Annotated in this window: 19 protein-coding genes; 13 read left to right on the forward strand and 6 right to left on the reverse strand. The window is 54.4% G+C overall.

Going from position 1 to position 19787, the window contains the following annotated elements; all coding sequences use genetic code 11:
• Positions 1-26: 26 nt before the first annotated feature.
• Positions 27-845: a 3-methyl-2-oxobutanoate hydroxymethyltransferase gene (gene panB, locus B1C80_RS18085; protein WP_077922607.1), complete on the forward strand. Its 819-nt coding sequence runs from the start codon at positions 27-29 to the stop codon at positions 843-845.
• Positions 846-920: 75 nt separating this feature from the next.
• Positions 921-1652, forward strand: coding sequence for an RluA family pseudouridine synthase (locus B1C80_RS18090; RefSeq protein ID WP_077922608.1), 732 nt, complete (start codon positions 921-923; stop codon positions 1650-1652).
• Positions 1653-1718: 66 nt separating this feature from the next.
• Here the strand turns inward: B1C80_RS18090 and B1C80_RS28155 are convergent, their stop codons facing one another.
• Positions 1719-1907: a hypothetical protein gene (locus tag B1C80_RS28155; protein ID WP_129602818.1), complete on the reverse strand. Its 189-nt coding sequence runs from the start codon at positions 1905-1907 to the stop codon at positions 1719-1721.
• Between the two features lie 328 nt (positions 1908-2235).
• Between B1C80_RS28155 and B1C80_RS18095 the strand changes: the two genes are divergently transcribed.
• Together B1C80_RS18095 and B1C80_RS18100 are read left to right on the forward strand one after the other, a co-directional pair.
• Positions 2236-2601, forward strand: a complete 366-nt coding sequence (locus B1C80_RS18095; protein WP_139361678.1) for a hypothetical protein — start codon at positions 2236-2238, stop codon at positions 2599-2601.
• Positions 2602-2737: 136 nt separating this feature from the next.
• Positions 2738-5164 (forward strand): TonB-dependent receptor, encoded by a 2427-nt coding sequence (locus tag B1C80_RS18100; protein WP_077922610.1) that lies wholly within the window; start codon positions 2738-2740, stop codon positions 5162-5164.
• 54 nt (positions 5165-5218) lie between these two features.
• Here the strand turns inward: B1C80_RS18100 and B1C80_RS18105 are convergent, their stop codons facing one another.
• A complete protein-coding gene (locus B1C80_RS18105; protein ID WP_077922611.1) occupies positions 5219-6436 on the reverse strand; it encodes a pyridoxal phosphate-dependent aminotransferase in 1218 nt (405 codons plus the stop codon).
• Positions 6437-6528: 92 nt separating this feature from the next.
• Positions 6529-7437: a 16S rRNA (cytosine(1402)-N(4))-methyltransferase RsmH gene (gene rsmH, locus B1C80_RS18110; RefSeq protein WP_077922612.1), complete on the reverse strand. Its 909-nt coding sequence runs from the start codon at positions 7435-7437 to the stop codon at positions 6529-6531.
• A gap of 117 nt (positions 7438-7554) precedes the next feature.
• On the opposite strand from rsmH, the gene B1C80_RS18115 reads away from it, so the two are divergent.
• Positions 7555-8805: a TlpA disulfide reductase family protein gene (locus B1C80_RS18115; protein WP_077922636.1), complete on the forward strand. Its 1251-nt coding sequence runs from the start codon at positions 7555-7557 to the stop codon at positions 8803-8805.
• Between the two features lie 105 nt (positions 8806-8910).
• Here B1C80_RS18115 and lpdA read toward each other — a convergent pair whose 3' ends face one another.
• The gene (lpdA, locus tag B1C80_RS18120) at positions 8911-10311 is read right to left on the reverse strand and encodes a dihydrolipoyl dehydrogenase (RefSeq protein ID WP_077922613.1); all 1401 of its coding nucleotides are present in this window, start codon (positions 10309-10311) and stop codon (positions 8911-8913) included.
• A 217-nt stretch (positions 10312-10528) separates the two neighbouring features.
• Here lpdA and B1C80_RS18125 point away from each other — a divergent pair, with 217 nt between their 5' ends.
• Positions 10529-11095, forward strand: coding sequence for a hypothetical protein (locus B1C80_RS18125; RefSeq protein WP_077922614.1), 567 nt, complete (start codon positions 10529-10531; stop codon positions 11093-11095).
• Between the two features lie 7 nt (positions 11096-11102).
• On the opposite strand, the gene B1C80_RS18130 is transcribed toward B1C80_RS18125, so the two are convergent.
• A complete protein-coding gene (locus B1C80_RS18130) occupies positions 11103-13283 on the reverse strand; it encodes a tetratricopeptide repeat protein (RefSeq protein WP_077922615.1) in 2181 nt (726 codons plus the stop codon).
• Between the two features lie 560 nt (positions 13284-13843).
• Between B1C80_RS18130 and B1C80_RS18135 the strand changes: the two genes are divergently transcribed.
• From B1C80_RS18135 to nth, 3 genes are all read left to right on the forward strand, one after another.
• Positions 13844-14443, forward strand: a complete 600-nt coding sequence (locus B1C80_RS18135; protein ID WP_077922616.1) for an RNA polymerase sigma factor — start codon at positions 13844-13846, stop codon at positions 14441-14443.
• The gene (locus B1C80_RS18140) at positions 14418-14669 is read left to right on the forward strand and encodes a hypothetical protein (protein WP_077922617.1); all 252 of its coding nucleotides are present in this window, start codon (positions 14418-14420) and stop codon (positions 14667-14669) included. Before B1C80_RS18135 ends, B1C80_RS18140 begins: the two co-directional genes overlap by 26 nt.
• A 105-nt stretch (positions 14670-14774) precedes the next feature.
• Complete coding sequence (nth, locus tag B1C80_RS18145) at positions 14775-15434, forward strand: endonuclease III (protein ID WP_077922637.1); 660 nt, start codon at positions 14775-14777, stop codon at positions 15432-15434.
• Positions 15435-15461: 27 nt separating this feature from the next.
• Here nth and B1C80_RS18150 read toward each other — a convergent pair whose 3' ends face one another.
• Positions 15462-15881 carry a nucleoside-diphosphate kinase gene (locus B1C80_RS18150; RefSeq protein ID WP_077922618.1) on the reverse strand — a complete coding sequence of 140 codons (420 nt, stop codon included), beginning with the start codon at positions 15879-15881 and terminating at the stop codon, positions 15462-15464.
• A gap of 138 nt (positions 15882-16019) precedes the next feature.
• Between B1C80_RS18150 and B1C80_RS18155 the strand changes: the two genes are divergently transcribed.
• The 4 genes from B1C80_RS18155 to rdgB all read left to right on the forward strand — a co-directional run bounded on the left by B1C80_RS18155 (position 16020) and on the right by rdgB (position 19741).
• A complete protein-coding gene (locus B1C80_RS18155; RefSeq protein WP_077922619.1) occupies positions 16020-17051 on the forward strand; it encodes a bifunctional oligoribonuclease/PAP phosphatase NrnA in 1032 nt (343 codons plus the stop codon).
• A gap of 80 nt (positions 17052-17131) precedes the next feature.
• Positions 17132-18052 (forward strand): FKBP-type peptidyl-prolyl cis-trans isomerase, encoded by a 921-nt coding sequence (locus B1C80_RS18160; protein WP_077922620.1) that lies wholly within the window; start codon positions 17132-17134, stop codon positions 18050-18052.
• Positions 18053-18197: 145 nt separating this feature from the next.
• Positions 18198-19103, forward strand: coding sequence for an FKBP-type peptidyl-prolyl cis-trans isomerase (locus B1C80_RS18165; RefSeq protein ID WP_077922621.1), 906 nt, complete (start codon positions 18198-18200; stop codon positions 19101-19103).
• Positions 19104-19162: 59 nt separating this feature from the next.
• Positions 19163-19741 (forward strand): RdgB/HAM1 family non-canonical purine NTP pyrophosphatase, encoded by a 579-nt coding sequence (gene rdgB / locus B1C80_RS18170; protein ID WP_077922622.1) that lies wholly within the window; start codon positions 19163-19165, stop codon positions 19739-19741.
• Positions 19742-19787: the final 46 nt, after the last annotated feature.

Below are 19787 nucleotides of genomic sequence, written 5' to 3' on the forward strand. Positions count from 1 at the left end.
AAACCTGTACACTGAAACTTGACGGTATGTCTGTCCATAACCCCGACATAAAGCGCATTACGACGCACACCATTCAGGAGCTGAAGAATAAAGGGGAGAAAATCTCTGCGCTCACGGCTTACGATTACTCCATGGCCCGCGCCGTCGATACCGCCGGTGTTGAGCTGATTCTGGTCGGCGACTCAGCCTCGAACGTTATGGCGGGTCACGAGACAACGCTGCCCATCACCCTCGACCAGATGATCTACCATGCGTCATCGGTGGTGCGGGCGGTGAAGCGGGCGTTGGTGGTGGTCGATCTGCCTTTCGGCTCGTATCAGGGCAACTCGTCAGAAGCCCTCCGGTCTGCTATCCGCATCATGAAAGAATCGGGGGCTCATGCCGTGAAGATGGAAGGCGGCCTGGAAATCAAGGAATCGATCGTGCGGGTGTTAAGCGCGGGTGTACCGGTTATGGGCCACCTGGGCCTGACACCCCAGTCCATTTACAAGTTCGGAACCTACGCGGTACGGGCTAAAGAAGAGGCCGAAGCGCAGAAACTGATCGACGATGCCCACATGCTTCAGGAGGTAGGCTGCTTCAGCCTGGTACTGGAGAAAATACCGGCGGCTCTCACCAAAAAAGTGTCCCAAAGCCTGGTTATCCCCTCCATCGGTATTGGTGCCGGGCCCGATGCCGACGGACAGATTCTGGTCGTGCATGATCTGCTGGGCATTACCAACGAGTTCAAGCCGCGCTTCCTGCGCCGGTATGCCGACCTGCATACCATTATGACCGAGGCTATTGCGCACTACGTTGATGACGTGAAAGCCAGCGACTTCCCGAACGAGAAGGAAGCTTATTAAGTTAAACTACATAATATAGTCTGATTGTGGGGCGATATACGCTCAGCGACCATGATACAGTAGGCACGATACAGCATGAAGAAGAAACCATTTCAGGTCATATACGAAGACAATCACCTGCTCATTGTCAATAAAGAGCCGGGTATACTGGTGCAGGGCGACCGCACCGGCGACACCACCCTGCTGACTGTACTGAAAGAGTACATTAAGGAGAAATACAACAAGCCGGGAGAGGTATTCCTGGGGCTGGTTCATCGACTCGACCGGCCGGTTAGCGGCCTGGTCGTGTTTGCGCGTACGTCAAAGGCGCTGGAACGTATGAACGAGATTTTCCGGAAGCGCCAGGTGCAGAAAACCTACTGGGCCGTTGTTCGGCAGAAACCGCCCAAAACTACTGATAAGCTTGTTAACTGGCTGGTGAAAGATGAGCAGAAGAACCAGGTAACCGTCTACGAGTACGAAGCTCCCAACTCGCAGCGGGCCGAACTCTCGTATCGGGTGCTGGGACGCATTAATGAACACTACCTGCTGGAAGTAACGCCTGTCACCGGCCGGCCCCACCAGATTCGGTCGCAGCTGGCGCATATGGGTTGCCCGATCCGGGGCGACGTCAAATACGGGTACGACCGGGCCGTTGCCGACAAGAAGATTTACCTGCATGCCCGGCGGCTTTATTTTCTGCACCCGGTCAAAAAAGAGCCGCTTATTTGTAAAGCAGCGCTGCCGGCCGATCCGTTCTGGGAAGAATTTCTCGAACTCGACGATGAAAATTACAAAGACAAAAACATGGATTTCATCTTTGGGTAAGGCTCATAATTGACAAAGCCGACTGCTCCCGGGAGCAGTCGGCTTTGTCAATTATGCTGAGAAAACTTACATCTGATACTTGTCAACTGTGGTTTGCGTCTCGCTATGCGGAATAACATCGGTCACAATCTGTTCCATCACTCGTTCGGCCATCTGGATGGCACCCCGTAGCGCACCGTATGCCAGGCAGAGGGGCAAGATAATGGGTAGAAAGAATGCCCACTGAAAAATCATATACAATCGAACGTTTCTCATCGGTTAAAGTGGTAAGAGAGTATAGTTAAGTTTACGGTAAAGCAACTTTGGCATCTTCTGAGTGGGCTGTTCTAAAACGATGCTCTTTTCATATTCAAAGTTAACCTTGCCTTAATACAAAAACAAGATTAAAATCAAAAAGTTTGAATGAGTGAAGGTTACCAGAACATATAAGTTTTAAATATAGCCCTCGCCTGTTTCCTACACAATCAGACATCATATCAAGTTGTGTGCCAGAATTTTAAGTAGTATGTCTGTATATTAGATAGTTGGATTTGAAGTCTATTTGATATTTTTACGCGTTCACCTGTATTTCGTCTGTATTCGCGTGTCTGTACTGGAACGTTATCGGTTTGGGCTGGGCCGTTTGCTGCTTGGTTTGTACCTCGCGGTACTAACCAACGGCGTCGTTTTCCGCCATGCCCACCGCTTGGCCGATGGTACGATCATTTGCCACGCGCACCCGTACAAGTCATCGCCGGGGACGCAGTTCCCTACCCATGCCCACAGCCGCGATGAGCTGATCTGGCTCGATGCCTTTGCCAATGCTTTGTATACCGATGCTGCGCCCGTTGCCTGGCTGGCGCTGCTGCTGACGGTCTTCTTCCTGACAGGCCCCTCTGTGCCCCGCCCGATTGCCCGGCCCGAGTCGGTCCATGTTGCTTTCCGCCACCGGGGGCCCCCGTGTGTATAGGTTATCTCAGCTTTTCCGATTTGTCTGATACGCTGTATGAGCCCGGCCTGCCCGCATTGAGCGGTTCAGGCTCGTGCGTATACGCCTTACCTGACAGCATTCGGCTGATTTATTCATTCTATACACTGCCACGTACATGGTTCGATTTCTTCTATTCATTTGTCTCATTCCCGGTCTGGCGTCTGCCCAGACGATACTCAGCGGTCACATTACCGATAAAACCACCCGCGAGCCGTTGATTGGCGCTACGGTGTACATCCCCTCCTCTCAGAAAGGCGGGGCCGCCGACTCAACGGGTCGGTACCGCATTACGGGCCTGACGGCGGGCTCGGTTCGGGTCCAGGTACAGCTGGTAGGTTACCGAAACATGACCCGCACCATTCAGCTCGGCGACGGCGAAACAACGCTCGACATGACCCTCGAACCCGAAGCAGCCCAGCTCCAGGAGGTAGTTGTAACGGGACTCACCACCGGGCAGACCGTCAAAGACAGTCCGGTTCCGATCATGACGTACAACAAGATTCAGTGGCTCCAGACCTCATCAACCAATCTGGTCGATGCCATCGGGAAGCTGCCGGGTATGTCGCAGATCACCACGGGCGTTGGCTTGTCGAAACCTGTCATTCGCGGACTGGGGTTCAACCGGGTTATTACCGTTCACGACGGCGTTCGGCAGGAAGACAACCAGTGGGGCGAAGAACACGCGCTTCAGATCGACGAGTACAGCATCGACCGGTATGAGATTATCAAAGGGTCGGGCAGTCTGCTCTACGGCTCCGACGGGCTGGGCGGGGTTATGAGCGTCATATCGGCTCGTCCGCCAGAACCCGGCGTGATGCGCGGGCAGATTTTGAGCAACTACCAGAGCAATAACGGCATGATTGGTTTATCGGGCGTGGTGGAAGGAACGAACCAGGGCGGCTTGTTCGGCCGCGTACGGGTGAGCACCAAAAGCGCCGGTAACTACCGGAACCGTTACGACGGGCGGGTATACGGATCCGCCTATCGGGAGTTTGACATCAACGGAACCATTGGCATTACCCGGAAATGGGGCTACTCGCAGTTGTATATCTCCAACTGGCACCAGGACATCAACATCGTTACGGGCGAACGCGACCGCAACGGCCGGTTCCTGAAGCTTGTACAGGTAAGCCCCGACTCAGAAGCGCTGGCGCCCGTTCCCGATGCCGAACTACGCAGCCGCCCAATCGAGCTGGCCAACTACCAGAATCTGAATCACTTCAAGACGTCGTGGAATACCTTCGCTAAAGTCGGGGGCGGCAACCTGTCGGCGATCATCAGTTACAGCCAGAACCGTCGGCAGGAGTTTGCCAGTACGCTTACGCCCGGGCAGCCAGCGCTGTATTTTTACCTTCAGAATGTATTCTATGATCTGAAGTATTACCTGGCCGGGCGCAACGGCTGGGACATTACCCTGGGTGGCAACGGGCTTTACCAGTACAACCAGAACCGGGGTCTGGAAGTCCTTTACCCGGGCTACCGATCGTTCGACAATGGCGTATTTGCATTCGCCCAGAAGAAAACCGAACGGCTGACGGTAAACGGGGGCGTTCGGGTTGACGTCCGGCGTATGCGCATCAACCAGCTTTATGCCGATGCTGAAGGTGCCTTCAGCGAGTCTCCGATTCAGGGGGGCCAGACTCGCTTTGGAGGCCTTGACAAAGTTTACTCGAACCCAACGGCCAGCCTGGGAGCAACGTATCTGCTGTCGAGCCGCTGGACCGTAAAAGCCAATCTGGCCCGGGGCTTCCGCGCACCCGCTACATCGGAACTCTCGGCCAATGGCGAGCATGCGGGCACCTTCCGTTATGAAATCGGCAGCCCCGACCTACGCTCCGAAACCTCGTGGCAGGGCGACCTGGGTGTTCAGTACGAATCACCCGACCTGACCGTTATGGCCAGCCTGTTTCAGAATCGGATCAACAACTACACCTATTCCGAAAAAGTGCTCGACCGGTTTGGCCGCGACTCGATCGTTGACCCGGCCCGCCCAATCCTGACCTACCGCTACGTGCAGGGAAACGCGGTGCTGTATGGCGTTGAAACTCAGGTTACGGTGAATCCCCGATCGGCCCGCTGGTTTCATTTTACCACCTCGTATTCGCTGGTGCGGTCACGAAATCTGTCGGCCAAAAATGATTCGGCGCGTTATCTGCCTTTTCTGCCGCCCCCCCGCCTGATCAGCCAGATCCGACTTACCAAAGCCGAAGCCGGCAGCCGTTGGCGCAATCTGTACGCCATGGTAGAACTGGAACACAACTGGCGGCAGAATCAGGCGTTGCTGGCCTTCGGTACCGAAACACCGACCCCCGCCTATACCCTTGTCAACCTGGGCACCGGCAGCGATATTGTCAGCAATAGCGGGCGAACCCTGTTCTCGCTGTACCTGACCGTTCAGAACCTGTTCGACATAGCTTACCAGAGTCACCAGAACCGACTCAAATATTTCGGCGTCAACGAAGCAACCGGTCGCGCCGGGGTTTTCAACATGGGCCGAAACGTCAGTCTGAAAGCGGTAATTCCCTTCGGAAAACGCTCCTAACCGAAAGCGGCCCGAACAGTCTTGTTCGGGCCGCTTTCGGTTATAACCTACTGCTTAGTGCAGCGTTGCTACGGCATCTTTAATGCGCTGAACCGCTTCGGCCAGGGCCTCGTCAGACGCAGCCGTACTGATACGCAGGCAGTTGGGAGCGCCAAATCCAGAACCGGCCACGGTTGACACATAGGCCGTATTCAGCAGCCACTCCGCAAAATCATCTGAATTTTCGATGCGGGTCGTACCGTCGGTCTTACCGTAGTAGTGGCTGATGTCGGGGAAAGCATAGAAAGCTCCTTCCGGCACGTTGGTCCGGAAGCCGGGTACTTCCCGCAGGAGTTGAACGACCAGATCCCGACGGCGCTGGTAGGCCTGGGTCATCTCTTTCGACGCATCGAGCGGGCCGCTGATGGCAGCAACAGCGGCTTTCTGAGCAATGGAGTTGGTACCCGAGGTTACCTGTCCCTGAAGTTTCTCTACCCCTTCCGCAATCCACTTGGCAGCACCGATATAGCCGATGCGCCAGCCCGTCATGGCGTATCCTTTCGCCACGCCATTGACCGTAATAACCCGATCGGCAATGGCCGGAATCGAGCCGATACTGAAATGACCTTCGGGCGTGAAGTTGATGTATTCGTAAATCTCATCGGCCAGCACGAACAGGTTGTCGTGTCGGGCAACCACGTCGGCAATGGCCCGCAGGTCGGCTTCAGAATAGATCGAGCCCGTTGGGTTATTCGGCGACGCGTACATCACGATCCGGGTGCGTTCCGTGATGGCGGCCTCAAACTGCTCAGGGGTTACTTTGAAGTTATTCTCGAACGCTCCGTCGAGCACAACGGCCTTCCCTTCGGCGAGTTTAACCATTTCGGAGTAGCTCACCCAGTAAGGCGCGAAGATGATCACCTCATCGCCGGGGTTGATCAGCGTCTGGATTACGTTGGCCAGCGAGTGTTTGGCGCCGGTCGACACAACAATATTTTCGGGTTTCCAGTCGATGTTGTTGTCACGCTTGAACTTGTCGGCAATCGCTTTGCGCAGGTCCGGATAGCCGGCAACGGGCGAGTATCCGTGGAACCCGTCGTCAATGGCTTTCTTGGCGGCTTCGCAGATGTGGGCGGGGGTTTTAAAATCCGGCTCTCCTACGCTCAGGCTGATTACTTTATGACCTAGCGCGGCTAGTTCACGGGCTTTTTTGGTCATCGCCAGCGTGGACGACTCCTCCAGCGCGTTGATGCGATCGGCTAACAAACTCACGGTGTCAAGCGTGGCAGACATAACAGGATGGTTTTTTATGAAATTGACAACAAACCGACCGCAAAGATACTAGGTTTTTAACGGCGGGGCAGTATCGTTTGACAAATAAAAATTTACAGTTTTTCAGCGATCCGCAGTTTAGCACTACGGGCGCGGGGATTACGGGCTACTTCGTCGGGCGTGGCTTCGATAGGTTTTCGCGTAACCGAACGGAGCGGCTTGATCTCATTCCCGAACAGATCCTTCTCTACTTCGCCCTGGAACTTGCCTTTGTTGATGAAATTTTTCACCAGCCGGTCTTCGAGCGAGTGATACGCCATCACCACCAGTCGCCCGCCCGGTTTCAGGATACCCGGCACCTGCTCCAGAAACTCCTCCAGCGCCGTCAGCTCTTCGTTCACCTCGATGCGCAATGCCTGAAAAACCTGTGCAAAGTATTTGTTTTCCTTGCCACGCGGGGCAAACCGCTGCAGCGCATTTTTCAGATCGTTAACGGTATTGAGGGACCGGTTCGATCGGGCCGACACGATGGCACCGGCTGCCGTTCGGGCGTTGGTGATTTCGCCGTACATACCCAGAATCCGGTGCAGGTCAGCTTCCGTGTATTCGTTGACAACCTGCCGGGCCGTACGGTCGGCCTGCTGATTCATGCGCATATCGAGGTCGGCGTCGAAGCGGGTAGAAAAGCCCCGCTCGGGCGTGTCGATCTGGTGCGACGAAATGCCCAGGTCGGCCAGAATGCCATCTACCTGATCCGCTTTATAGAGCCGGAGGTAACGCTTGATATTTCGGAAATTGGATGCCACAAACGTCAGGCGCGGATCGTTGATGGCCTGCGCGTTGGCCCGGGCGTCGGCATCCTGATCGAACCCAAACAGCCGCCCGCCTTCCAGCTGTTCGAGAAGGGCACGGCTGTGGCCCCCACCGCCAAAGGTTACGTCGACATAGGTGCCGCCCGGCTGCAGGTTCAGTCCGTCGAGGCAGGCCTGCAGCATAACAGGCTCGTGGTAATTCGTTGTCATTCGTTATTATTGGTTATCATTCGTCTAACCGCCCTTTTTGGCGCTGTCGAATGATTATTTTCGGTTGAACCAACCTGTTTGCCCGGTCGTTTCGTGAACAGCATGTCCCATCTCCGCATGAAAAAAATCGTTTCCTTCGGGGCCATTGCCCTGCTCATTGCCACAGCCATGGCCTGCTCAGGTCAGTCAGAATCAGTAACCGTCACACCGGGTCAATACCGCGCCGTACTGAAAACCCGCGGTGGTGACTTACCGTTCGGTCTCGATATCCAGCCGGGCCAGGCAGCAGGCTATACCGTTTTTGCACTCAACGGCAGCGAACGGCTTCCCATGGACCCGGCTACGGTACAGGGCGACTCGATCCGGATTCCGATGGCCCTTTTTGAATCAGAATTAGTTGCAAAGATAGACGGTAATACGCTCCGGGGCGTGTGGCGCCGGCGACGAACTGCTCAACAAATACAAACATTACCGTTTGAGGCCACGCTCGGCTACACGCAGCGCTTTGTACCGACTACCCAAACCGCAGCAGCGACCCTGACTGGCAGCTGGGCTACCGACTTCGGCAACAAATCGGGGCGGGTCGATACGGTCAATGCGGTAGGGGTGTTTAAGCAGACAGGCAACCGAGTGGCCGGTACCTTCCTGACTCCCACCGGCGACTACCGCTATCTGGATGGCAACGTGGTTGGCGACAGCCTGTTCCTATCCTGCTTTGATGGGTCGCACCTGTTTTTGTTCAAGGCCAGGCACAATCCGCAGGCTAAAACGCTGTCCGGAGGGTTCTGGTCGGGCGTATCGGGCTACGAACCCTGGGCGGCCCGCTTCGATCCGGCAGCCAAACTCCCCGATCCGGCCAGCCTCACCTACCTGAAGCCGGGCGCCAAAACGCTGCGCGTCTCCTTCCCCGAACCCAACGGCCAGCTGGTCTCCCTGAGCGATCCGCGCTTTAAGAATAAAGTGACCGTCGTGCAGATTTTGGGGTCCTGGTGTCCGAACTGCATGGATGAAACCAATTTCCTGAGCCCCTGGTACAAGCGCAACCGCGGCCGGGGCGTCGAAGTACTGGGCCTGGCTTTCGAGCGATCGGCCAACATGGCCGAGTCAGGGCCAAAAATTGACCGGATGAAGCAACGCTTCCAGATCGACTACCCGGTCGTGCTGGCCGGCACCAACGACAAAGCCGAAGCCAGTAAAGCACTCCCCGACCTGAATGCAGTGGTGGCCTTTCCGACCACCCTCTTCATCGATAAGAAAGGCCAGGTTCGGCACATACACACCGGCTTCAGCGGCCCCGGAACCGGAGCGTATTACGACCAGTATGTCTCCGAATTCAACCGACTGATCGATAAACTACTGACTGAATAAGCCTCCGCACGGACCACTGTCGAACGAAGTACGGCTCAAAATCAACGAAGCCCGGCTGTTGAAAAACAGCCGGGCTTCGTTTTATAGGTTTGCCAAAAAAAAGCCTTACATGTTGATAGCCCGGTTATCGGTAGCGGCCAGACAGGCTTCTTTAAACGCTTCGGTATACGTCGGGTGGGCGTGCGACATCCGGCTGACGTCCTCGGCCGAGGCCCGGAACTCCATAGCCACAACCGCTTCGGCAATCATGTCTGCCGCCCGGGGGCCGATGATGTGAACCCCCAGAATCTCGTCCGTTTCTTTATGAGCCAGCACTTTCACCAGCCCGTCGATGTCCATACTCGCCCGCGCACGACCCAGTGCTTTGAACGGGAATGAGCCGGTCTTGTACGGGATACCCTGTTGCTTCACCTCTTCTTCGGTATAACCAACGGCGGCTACTTCGGGCCAGGTGTATACCACGTTCGGAATGAGCCGATAGTGAATATGGGGTTTTTGACCCGCAATGGTTTCGGCAATGAACGTACCTTCTTCTTCCGCTTTATGGGCCAGCATAGCCCCCCGAATAACATCGCCCAGTGCGTAGATGTGTGGCACGCTGGTCCGCAGGTTATTATCAACCTCAACTTTCCCCTTGGCATCGGTTTTCAGACCGGCAGCTTCCAGATTGAGACCATCCGTATACGGACGGCGCCCTACCGAAACCAGGCAGTAATCACCCGTCAGCGTAATCTGTTTGCCGTCGGGCGTGTCGACGCTCACCACCACTTCATCGCCCTTGTTCTCAACCTGGGTTACCTTGTGGTTGAAATAAAAATCAGCGCCGAGTTTCTTGATGGCTTTCTGTAACTCTTTACCCATCGTTTTATCCATGGTAGGAATCATGGAATCGAAAAACTCGACGAACGATACTTTACCCCCCAGCCGGGCGTAAACCGACCCAAGCTCAGCGCCGATAACGCCAGCCCCGATAATGATCATGTGCTTCGGCACCTGTTCGAGCTTCAGCGCTTCGGTTGAGGTGATGATACGTTTCTTATCAACCGGCATCGACGGAAACGACAGCGGTTTCGAGCCGGTGGCGATGACAATGTTCTTACCTTTTATGGTTTCTTCGCCCCCGTCCGTTTTGGCAATTTTAACCGTATGCGCGTCTACGAAAGAGCCTAATCCATAGAAGGTATCGATTTTGTTTTTCTTCATCAGAAAAGCAACTCCCTTCGTGGTCTGATCAACGACGTCCTGTTTGCGGCTGATCATCTGCGCCAGATCGACCTGCAGGTTGTCGAGTTTGATACCGTGCTGGGTAAACGTGTGAGCGGCATTGTAATAGTGCTCCGACGAATCGAGAAGGGCTTTGGAGGGGATACAGCCTACATTGAGGCAGGTTCCGCCCAGGGCTGGGTATTTCTCGATGATAGCTGTTTTAAGCCCGAGTTGCGCACACCGGATCGCGCCGGTATAACCGCCCGGTCCTGAACCGATAATAATTACGTCGTATTCCATGAAACAGTTGTTCAGCAGTTTAAGGCATCAGATTTCAGTTCATTGCAGGCTCCGACCTGTGATCGATACCCTGTACGCCTGAGACATGAACCCGTTTAGTAAATAGCATTGTCGCTGCAAATTTGGTTCAGAATTCTGTTCGCTAAACCGATTTCTAAAAAATCGTGTTGGTGGTTGGTGAAGGTCATTGCCTTCAACCGTCATCCGGCATTCGTTTATGCGCTTCGTTTCGCTACTTATCTTCCCTGTATGGCTGACTGTCAGCAGCTGCAACAACCCCAACCAGCAAAACCAGCCTCCTGTTTATTATGATGTGGCCGGTTTTGTTCAGAAACAAATTAAGGGACTAACGGCCCGCAAGCCACTTGTTCGGAAAACCGTTCAGATCAATCAGGAACGCAGCCAGCAGCAAACCGCCGAACTGGACTGGAGCCGCGAGCTGGAACTGTTCAGCCAGGCAGATATCAACAAACCGGCGCTACGCAGCAGCTATCAGATTGCCCGCCCCGATTCGCTGACGTATCAGTACACCCTGAAAAAATCAGAAGAACGCCTGACGGTTCGCTCGCTGACGGTCCGGCTCGACTCAACAACGCGGCAGCCCCGCCAGATTGAGGCCGTACTGCAAACCAGTAACCCACTGTATTCGTCAGAGCGCCATCTATTGCTGGAGAACGGCCTGTCAGGACAGCAGTGGCAGGTGAAACGGTATAAGCTGGCCGGATTTCAAAAGCTGTCGTACTTCGACAAAAACGAGTTCATGGTAGAAGGTCGCCTTCCCTAGCCGACCATCAGCTTACTACGGTGTTGACCGATACGGGCAGGATAAAAATGAAGGTTGTGCCCCCGCCCCGCTCCGAGTGCACTTCGTAACGACCCTGAATCTGATCCATCCGGGCCTGAATATTGCGTAGCCCCATACCGGTGGCATCGGTCGGGTCCATTCCGCAGCCGTTATCCTTGATAATCATGTTCAGTTCCTGATCGAACCGACGGAATAGTATGTCGGCTTCGGTAGCTTCTGAATGCCGTAAGATATTACTGCACAACTCGATACAGATTGAATACAGATTAAACTCGGTTGTTTTTCCCAAGCGTGGTAGCGCGGCCACGTCCAGCCGGAACGTTACGGTCTGCATCAGGTTGAGCTTGTTAATCAGCCGCATCAGCGCTTCGGACAATCCCTGCTTTTCGAGTTCGTCGGGCTGCAGGTTATGCGACAGGTAGCGTACCTCCGCGAAGGCTTCTTTGGTCATACCGAGCAGGTTCTGGTAAATCAACTGCTCACGCTCCGACAGATGCGTCGGGTTCAACGCCGACAGGCTCGTTTTGATGGCCGCCAGCAGACCACCCAGGCTATCGTGCAGATCGGCGGCCATTCGTTTGCGCTCCAGCGTTTGCCCACGTAGCAGCGCGTCTTCAATTTCCCGGTTTTTGGCCCGCAGCTGGTCGTTAGCCGCTTTTAGCTCCGCCGTTCGTTCTACGACTTTCCCTTCCAGATCGTGGTTAAACTCCTCGATCCTGCGCTTTTGTCGATCAATGAGCCGGCTTTTCCGGAAGTAGATTACGGTAAATACGAGCAGCATGACCAGTCCACTCACCAGGAAAAAGCGAATGATTTGCTCTCGTTCAATATCGCGTTTGAGCGCGTCGACGCGGGCCATACTCTCCAGTCGGCTTTTCTGCGAATCGGCCCTCAACCGTTCGGTCTCAACGCGCTGCTGCAACTGGCTCAGCCGGGTTTTACTGGCGAGCTGCTCCCGTTCCGTCTCGGCCAGTAACCGGCTTATTTCAGCCTGCCGACGTACATCGATCAGCTGTTGCTGTTGAATCAGCCGTTCCCGATCGGCTTCGGCCCGCACCTGGTTGATGTCATACTTTTTCTGCATGGCCGACAGCTCTTCTACCCGCCGGAGATTGGTCAGACTATCCCGCAGCACTACGTATTCTTCGTACATAGCCAGCGCCTGATCAGACTGGCCGGCTGCCCGATACGCCCGATACAAGGCCTGGGTAGCCATCTGCCGCATACGCAGGTAACCGGACTGACGGGCAACGGCCAATGCTTTTTCGCCAAACTCAATGGCCAGACGCGGTCGGTTGGTAAGGGTGTAACATTCGGCCAGCCTGGCCCAAACGGCAGCCTGCCCCGCCCGGTCGTTCAGCTGAGTCCAGACGGCAAGCCCTTCGTCAAAGATCCGTATGGCCTGCTCGGGCTGGCGCCGGCTGATGAAAAAATCACCCAGCCGCTCATCAGCATAAGCCAGATTAGTTTGCGAGCGCGTTTCCAGCGCAATCTGCCGACTGGCTTCAAACTGCTGACGGGCCAGGTCGTACTGCCCCTGAATTTCATAGACCTCTCCCATCTGCGTAATGGCCTGGGCCGTTAGCAGCTTGCGGTTTTTCCCTGTCAGGGAGGTGTTCTGGGCCAGCAGGTTCAGGGAGGCCTGGTAACTCTTGAGCGCGTTCTGGTATTCTTTCAGCAGTACGTAGATATCGCCCATGTTCATCTGCACCTGCCAGAGCGGAGAGCTCTCGCGCGGCAAACGTATACAGGCCTGGGAAACGCGCTGATTGATCTGTAGCGCCTGCAGATAGTCGGCCTTGACAACGCGCAGGTAATATTCCTGCTGCATGAGGCCGCGCACCACGAACAAAGGATTATGATACGCCAGGGCGCGCTCTTCCAGCCGTTTGGCGTAGGTATAGCTACTGTCGCGCAGCGAGCCGCGGGTTTGCTTGAACACGGCCGTCATGAACCGCAGTCCTTCGAGCCGCAGGGAATCGGTACGACGGGAGCGTGGCAGCGATTCGACCTGCTGACGGTAGGTACGGCCCAGCGTCAGCAGACTGTCAATATACCCCGCATCGCCCCGCCGGTCGAAGTTAAATTCCGGCAAACCCGGGAACGATTGGGCTATACCGGCCAGATGCAGGCCGAGCACCGCGATACCGAACCAAAACCATCTCATAGGTATGTACTGGAAATCCAGCAGACAACGTAGCCTCTAAAGTAAGAAATATACTCAGAAAATCAAGCAATTAGCCCGGCAATTTTGTTGAACGGCATGGGGTTTTTGGGAAGTGCGGCCCAGTGGTTTCTGAATAGAATTTACGGAAATGCCCTCGCGTATTCAATCAAAACCATTTACTTTACGACCTCGGGTTGCTGGCCCCCCGTTATTAGTCGTCTGAAAATGCCGCCCGGGCAACCCGGTCAAAAACTATTTTTTCATTCATTTAAACGATTGCCCCTCTGGGTGAATCTATACTGAAGACGCTAACGTAAGTACAATTAAATCTGCGAAAAAGCATTTCTTTGCCAATCCAAATCAAAACCGGACAGAAGCGCCTATTCAATTATTTTTTCGCTGCGTTTAGCCCGGTTTGGCAGATTTTTTGTACTGACAATTTGGAAATGAGCACAGAATATTCTTAATTTTATAGCGACGAATCTCCCGGTTACAAAAAACTTAATCCCCCCACACACTATCGGAACACAGCTCTACGTTACTTAATTGTCTTACTGAAAATGGAAAAAGCCCAGGTAAACGATAGTGAGCTGATTTCCCTGTATATCCGTGGTAATGAAAAAGCCTTTGCCAAACTAGTGCAACGGCATAAGTCGAAGATTTACACCACCATTTACTTAATTGTAAAAGACCAGTATGTGGCGGAAGATTTGATGCAGGACACGTTCATCAAGGCCGTGGATACGCTCAAGTCAGGTAAATACAACGAGGAAGGTAAATTCCTACCCTGGATCATCCGGATCGCTCATAACTTGGCCATTGACTATTTCCGAAAAGATAAACGCTACCCCAGTGTGGTGTTTGAGGACGGAAGCAGTGTGTTCAACACGCTAGAGTTCGCGGAGGATTCGGTCGAATCACTCCAGATTCGGCAGGAAACACACGAGCATTTGCGCGAGTTGATCCAGCGGTTGCCCGAACAACAGCGTCAGGTGCTTATCATGCGGCACTACGAGGAAATGAGTTTCCAGGAGATTGCCGATGCTACCGGCGTCAGTATTAACACGGCATTGGGACGTATGCGTTACGCGTTGATCAATTTGCGTAAACAACTAAGCAAACGTTCGCCGAGTTATGACAAAAACTTTTACCCAAGATGATGTAGTCCGGTATGTCTACGAGGAAACCTCTCCCGAGGAAAGCCTCCTCATTGAAGACGCCCTGATGTCGGAACCGGAATTGATGACGTTCTTTCTCGACGCCCTCGAAATGAGGTCGTTGATGAACCGGATTGAACGCGAACCCCGGCCAGATACGGTCCAGTCTATTCTCAATTATTCCAGAAACCATCCGGCAAACCCGCCTGCCCGTCTGCGTCATACGTAAGCGAGCTGGTGTGTTTTGTCGTTATGTAACGGGTATAACCCCGCACAAGGTCAGTTTCCCAATCGGGAACCTACCTTTGTTCGGGGCTATACCCGTATTATCTATATGCTGAAAAAAGAACGTTTCCGCCGTTTCATTGAGTACTTTACCCAACACTATCCCGAGCCACAGACCGAGCTGAATTTTTCCAATCCGTTCGAGCTGCTCGTAGCGGTGATTCTGTCCGCCCAGTGCACCGACAAACGCATCAACCAGATTTCGCCCGCCTTATTTGCACGGTTCCCGGAGCCGGAGTCACTGGCGGTAGCCTCGGTCGACGAGGTCTTCAGCTACATCCGTAGTGTGTCGTATCCGAATAATAAAGCCAAACACCTGGTTGGCATGGCCCGAACCCTGCTGGAGCGGTTTGGAGGAGAGATCCCGGCTACGGTGGAGGAGTTACAGACGTTGCCGGGCGTGGGCCGTAAAACAGCCCATGTGATACTGTCGGTCGTGTATAATGAACCGACTATGGCTGTCGATACCCATGTATTTCGGGTATCACACCGGCTGGGGCTGGCTCCGCTTACCGCCACAACCCCACTGGCCGTTGAAAAGGCCCTCATGGCCCACATACCCAAACAGTACGTTCCGAAAGCGCACCACTGGCTTATACTTCACGGCCGGTACGTTTGCCTGGCGCGGAGTCCCAAATGCGACGCTTGTGCGCTGCGGGATTTTTGTAAGTACTACGAAAAGCGAATGGGGTCCATAGTGGTGCAGTGAGCTAATCGGCTCACTGCACCAGTGGATTTAATACTGCTCCGTAGCGGAGAAAAAGAAACTGCCCTCAATCTGAGCGTTCTCGTCAGAATCAGACCCGTGAATTGCATTGGCCTCGATCGACTTGGCATACAGTTTCCGGATGGTCCCTTCTTCGGCCTGGGCGGGATTGGTTGCTCCGATCAGCTTCCGGAAATCGGCTACTGCATTCTCTTTCTCGAGAATCATCGGAACGATGGCACCTGACGACATGTACGTTTTCAGGTCGTTGTAGAACGGACGCTCGCTGTGTACAGCGTAAAACTGCCCCGCCCGCTCGGTTGTCAACTGCGTTTTTTTGATAGCGACGATGCGGAAACCCGCTTCTTCGATCATTTTCGTGATTGCTCCGGTATGCCCGGCCGCTACGGCGTCGGGCTTAATCATGGTGAACGTACGGTTCGTAGCCATTATGGGTTATTGTATCCAAATTTTATTTGGGCGCAAAGCTACGAACTTCCCATCGAAATGCCGCGCTGGTACATAGGCCGACTGGTATCCAAATTATTCGTACTTTTGGGTTTCGATTGAGGCTCCGGCCGTTTGTGTATGCAAGACATTGAAGCAATTGGTGCGGTTATTGGGAAACACCCAGGTGGCCCCGCGCAAACCGTACTGATTACCACCCACCAGAACCCCGATGCCGATGCTATGGGCTCTTCGCTGGGACTGGCGGGCTACCTCCGCAAAAAAGGCCACCGGGTTACGGTGGTTACTCCTACCGACTACGGCCAGAACCTGCATTGGATGCCGGGTAATGAGGGTGTCATCGCGTTTGACGAGAAGCAGCGCGTAGCCGTCAGCCAGCTGTTCGACGAAGCCGATCTGATCTTTTGCCTCGATTTTTCGGCCCTCGACCGCATCCGGGAACTGGGCCCGCTGGTACGGCAATCGCGGGCGCGGAAAGTGATGATCGATCATCACCTCGAACCCGAATCGTTTGCCGACCTCACCCTCTGGGACCCTACCGCTGCCGCTACGGCCGAGCTGGTATACCGGCTCATTGTTGAACTCGGCGATAGAGACCTGCTCGATGTGCCGATTGCAGAATGCCTTTACTCGGGCCTGATGACCGACACGGGCTCGTTCCGCCACTCCAACACGACCGGTAATGTGCATCGCATGGCCGCTGACCTCCTCGACCTCAACATCGACGTAAGCAGCATCCACCGGCGCATTTTCGATAACGTCTCCCTCGACAAGTTTCGGATGCTCGGCTACGTGCTGAACGAAAAGCTGAAGGTCCTGCCTCAGTACCGGTTCGCATACATCACCCTGACCGATGCCGAACTCAAACGCTACCGCTCCAAAACCGGCGATACCGAAGGCATGGTCAACTACGCGCTGGCCGTTGAAGGGGTGGTGATGGCCTGTATTCTCATTGACCGGGTTGACGAAATCCGGTTGTCGTTTCGTTCTGTAGGTGACTTCTCGGTGCGCGAACTGGCCAGTACGCACTTCGACGGTGGAGGCCATCGGAATGCAGCGGGCGGACGCTCGAAAAGCAGTCTGGCCGAAACGGAACAGAAACTCTTATCCATATTGCCGGACTATCAACAAAAGTTGGCAGAAACGGTGTAAACCAGCAGTTTTGTCGTTTCCGACCGGCACTGGCCCTCGGAAACGCTAAACCACAAACCAACCAATAAACCAGTTAAAACATGTCTCTTAAACATTTCGGGAAAGCCGCCCTGATCGTCGCTGTGGTAGCGGCCTGCGGTAAAAACCGCGTTCAGGTAACGGATAACGGCCTGAAGTACCAGATTCACGAGCAAACCGAGAGCACCCGCAAAGGTAAGGTAGGCGATATTCTGACGCTTCACCTGACGCTGATGAACAATAAAGACTCGGTGCTGCGCGATACGCATAAAGAAGGCGCTCCCTTCCAGATGCTGCTGCAGGTTCCACCTTTCAAAGGATCGTATGAAGAGGGCCTGACCATGCTGGGCAAAGGCGACAGCGCCACGTTCTACGTAAGTGCCGACTCGCTCTTCACCCGCGCCATGCAGCCGCTGCCGCCGGGCGTTCAGAAAGGTACCGATATCGGTATTGCGGTAAAGGTACTGAACGTACAGACCGAAGATGAGTACAAGAAAACCCAGGCCGCCGATTTCGAGAAACAAAAAGGCATTGATACCAAAACCATCGAGAGCTACGTGGTCAAGAATGGCCTGGCCGGTAAAGCTCAGAAAACGGCGGGTGGCGTATATTACGTAGTTACCCAGCCGGGCGCGGGTCCTACCCCCTCGGCCGGCGATATCGTATCGGTACAGTATACCGGCAAACTGCTGGATGGTAAAGTATTCGATAGCTCCAGCAAGAATTTCAACCCGCAGGCCGACGGTCGGCCCGTCCAGTTCCCGATTGGCGTTGGTCAGGTCATTCCGGGTTGGGAAGAAGGGGTGATGCGGATGCACAAAGGTGAGAAAGCTACCCTGATCATTCCGTCAACGCTGGCTTACGGCTCCCGCGCCAACCCCAAGATTCCGGCCAACTCGGTACTGCTGTTCGACATCGAACTGGTCGATTTCCAGAAAGGCCAGCCCAATCAGATGCCGGGCATGCCACAACCAGGCCGGTAAGCAGTTCAGGTCGTACTGACGGGCGTGCGTTTGGCTCATCCGTCAGTACGACAGCCTGATTTTTACAGGCTTCAGTAAACAGAGAACGGCGTTATTTTCGTTCTCTGTACAGAAACTCCCGGCAAAGGGCCTTGTATAAAAAGTTATGATACTCAGTAAGAATCGCTCGTTTTGGGCCGTTGGCCTGTTGGCTGTTTCGGCATTGCTTAGCGCCTGCGAACAACCAGGCGAAGCCCTGATCGAACGGAAGAAGCGCGAGAACGAAGCCGATATACTGGCTTACATCGCCCAGAACAACCTGAACGCAACCAAAACCGACGAAGGAATCTGGTATTTTCAGACAAAGGCGAACGCAACCGGCCAGGCTCCCCTGACCGGCGACGAGGTGAAATATCATTTCGTTGCCCGTCGGCTGGATGGTGTCATTGTCGATAGTACCGATCAGGCCGGTAACAAACCCGAAACGGTTATTCTGGCCGGTACCAACACGATTGGTATTACCCTCGGTAAATACGCGGGTATTCTGAAGCTGAAACAGGGCGAAGAAGGAGCCGTACTCGTTCCGGCCTACCTGGATGGCGGCCGAAACGGGAATCTGGTGCTGCCCCAGTACTCCCCGGTTCGGTACGACCTCAAAATCGTATCGGTTCGGAATCAGAATCAGCAGATTCAGGATTACATCCGGGCCAATAATCTTACCGTCACGACCCTGACCACCGATAGTGTTCGGGTCATCAAAACGCTGACGCAGCCTGCTGACTCGATGGCTATTGTAACCGGCAAAACGGTGACGATGAAGTATGTTGGCAAGCGGCTGAACGGCACAACGTTCGACTCGAACACCGCGGGTACGTTTAAGGTGCAGATCGGCACCAAGCAGGTTGTTCCCGGCTTTGAGAGCGGACTGACAGCCCTTCGGGCCGGTGAGAAAGCAACCATCATCTTCCCGTCATCGCTTGGTTACGGAACAACGGGTACCGGAAGCGGAGCCAACCGGATTCTGCCCTATACGCCACTTCTATTCGAGCTGGAAATCGTCAAAGTCGAGTAACCCGGCCGCAACCTCAGGAAGCCGTTTGTAGTTCTATCTGCAAACGGCTTTTTTTGCTTATGGAACTTTGCTTTGCCACCAACAATCCGAATAAACTGAACGAAGTATCAGCCGCCCTGGGCGACGCTTTCACCCTTCGTACCCTGCAGGACATTGGCTGCACGGATGAACTACCCGAAACCAGCGGCACTATAGCCGGCAATTCGCGCCAGAAAGCGGAATACATCTGGAAGCATTTTGGGGTATCCTGCTTTGCCGATGACTCAGGACTCGAAATAGACGCCCTGGATGGTCGCCCTGGTGTTGACTCAGCTTACTATTCGGGCAGCCGCGATGCCGCTCAGAACATACAGCGGGTGTTAACCGAGCTGCAGGGACAAACCAACCGTAAAGCCCGGTTTGTTACCGTATTTACGCTGATTCTGCATGGGGTTGAACACCAGTTTGAAGGCATTTTTGAGGGCTCCATTATCGACAGCCCACGGGGTACAGGCGGGTTCGGCTATGACCCGATCTTCCTGCCCGACGGGGCCGACCGGACGCTGGCCGAGTTGACCATGGCCGAGAAAACCGCCATCAGCCACCGTTCCCGGGCGCTCGCCAAAATGGTGGCTGATCTGCGGGAACAAGCGTCCTGAACCAATCCTATTGATTGCCGGTACCGTGTCGGCTGGACATAAAAAA

Source organism: Spirosoma sp. 209 (assembly GCF_002006735.1).
Lineage (GTDB): Bacteria > Bacteroidota > Bacteroidia > Cytophagales > Spirosomataceae > Spirosoma > Spirosoma sordidisoli.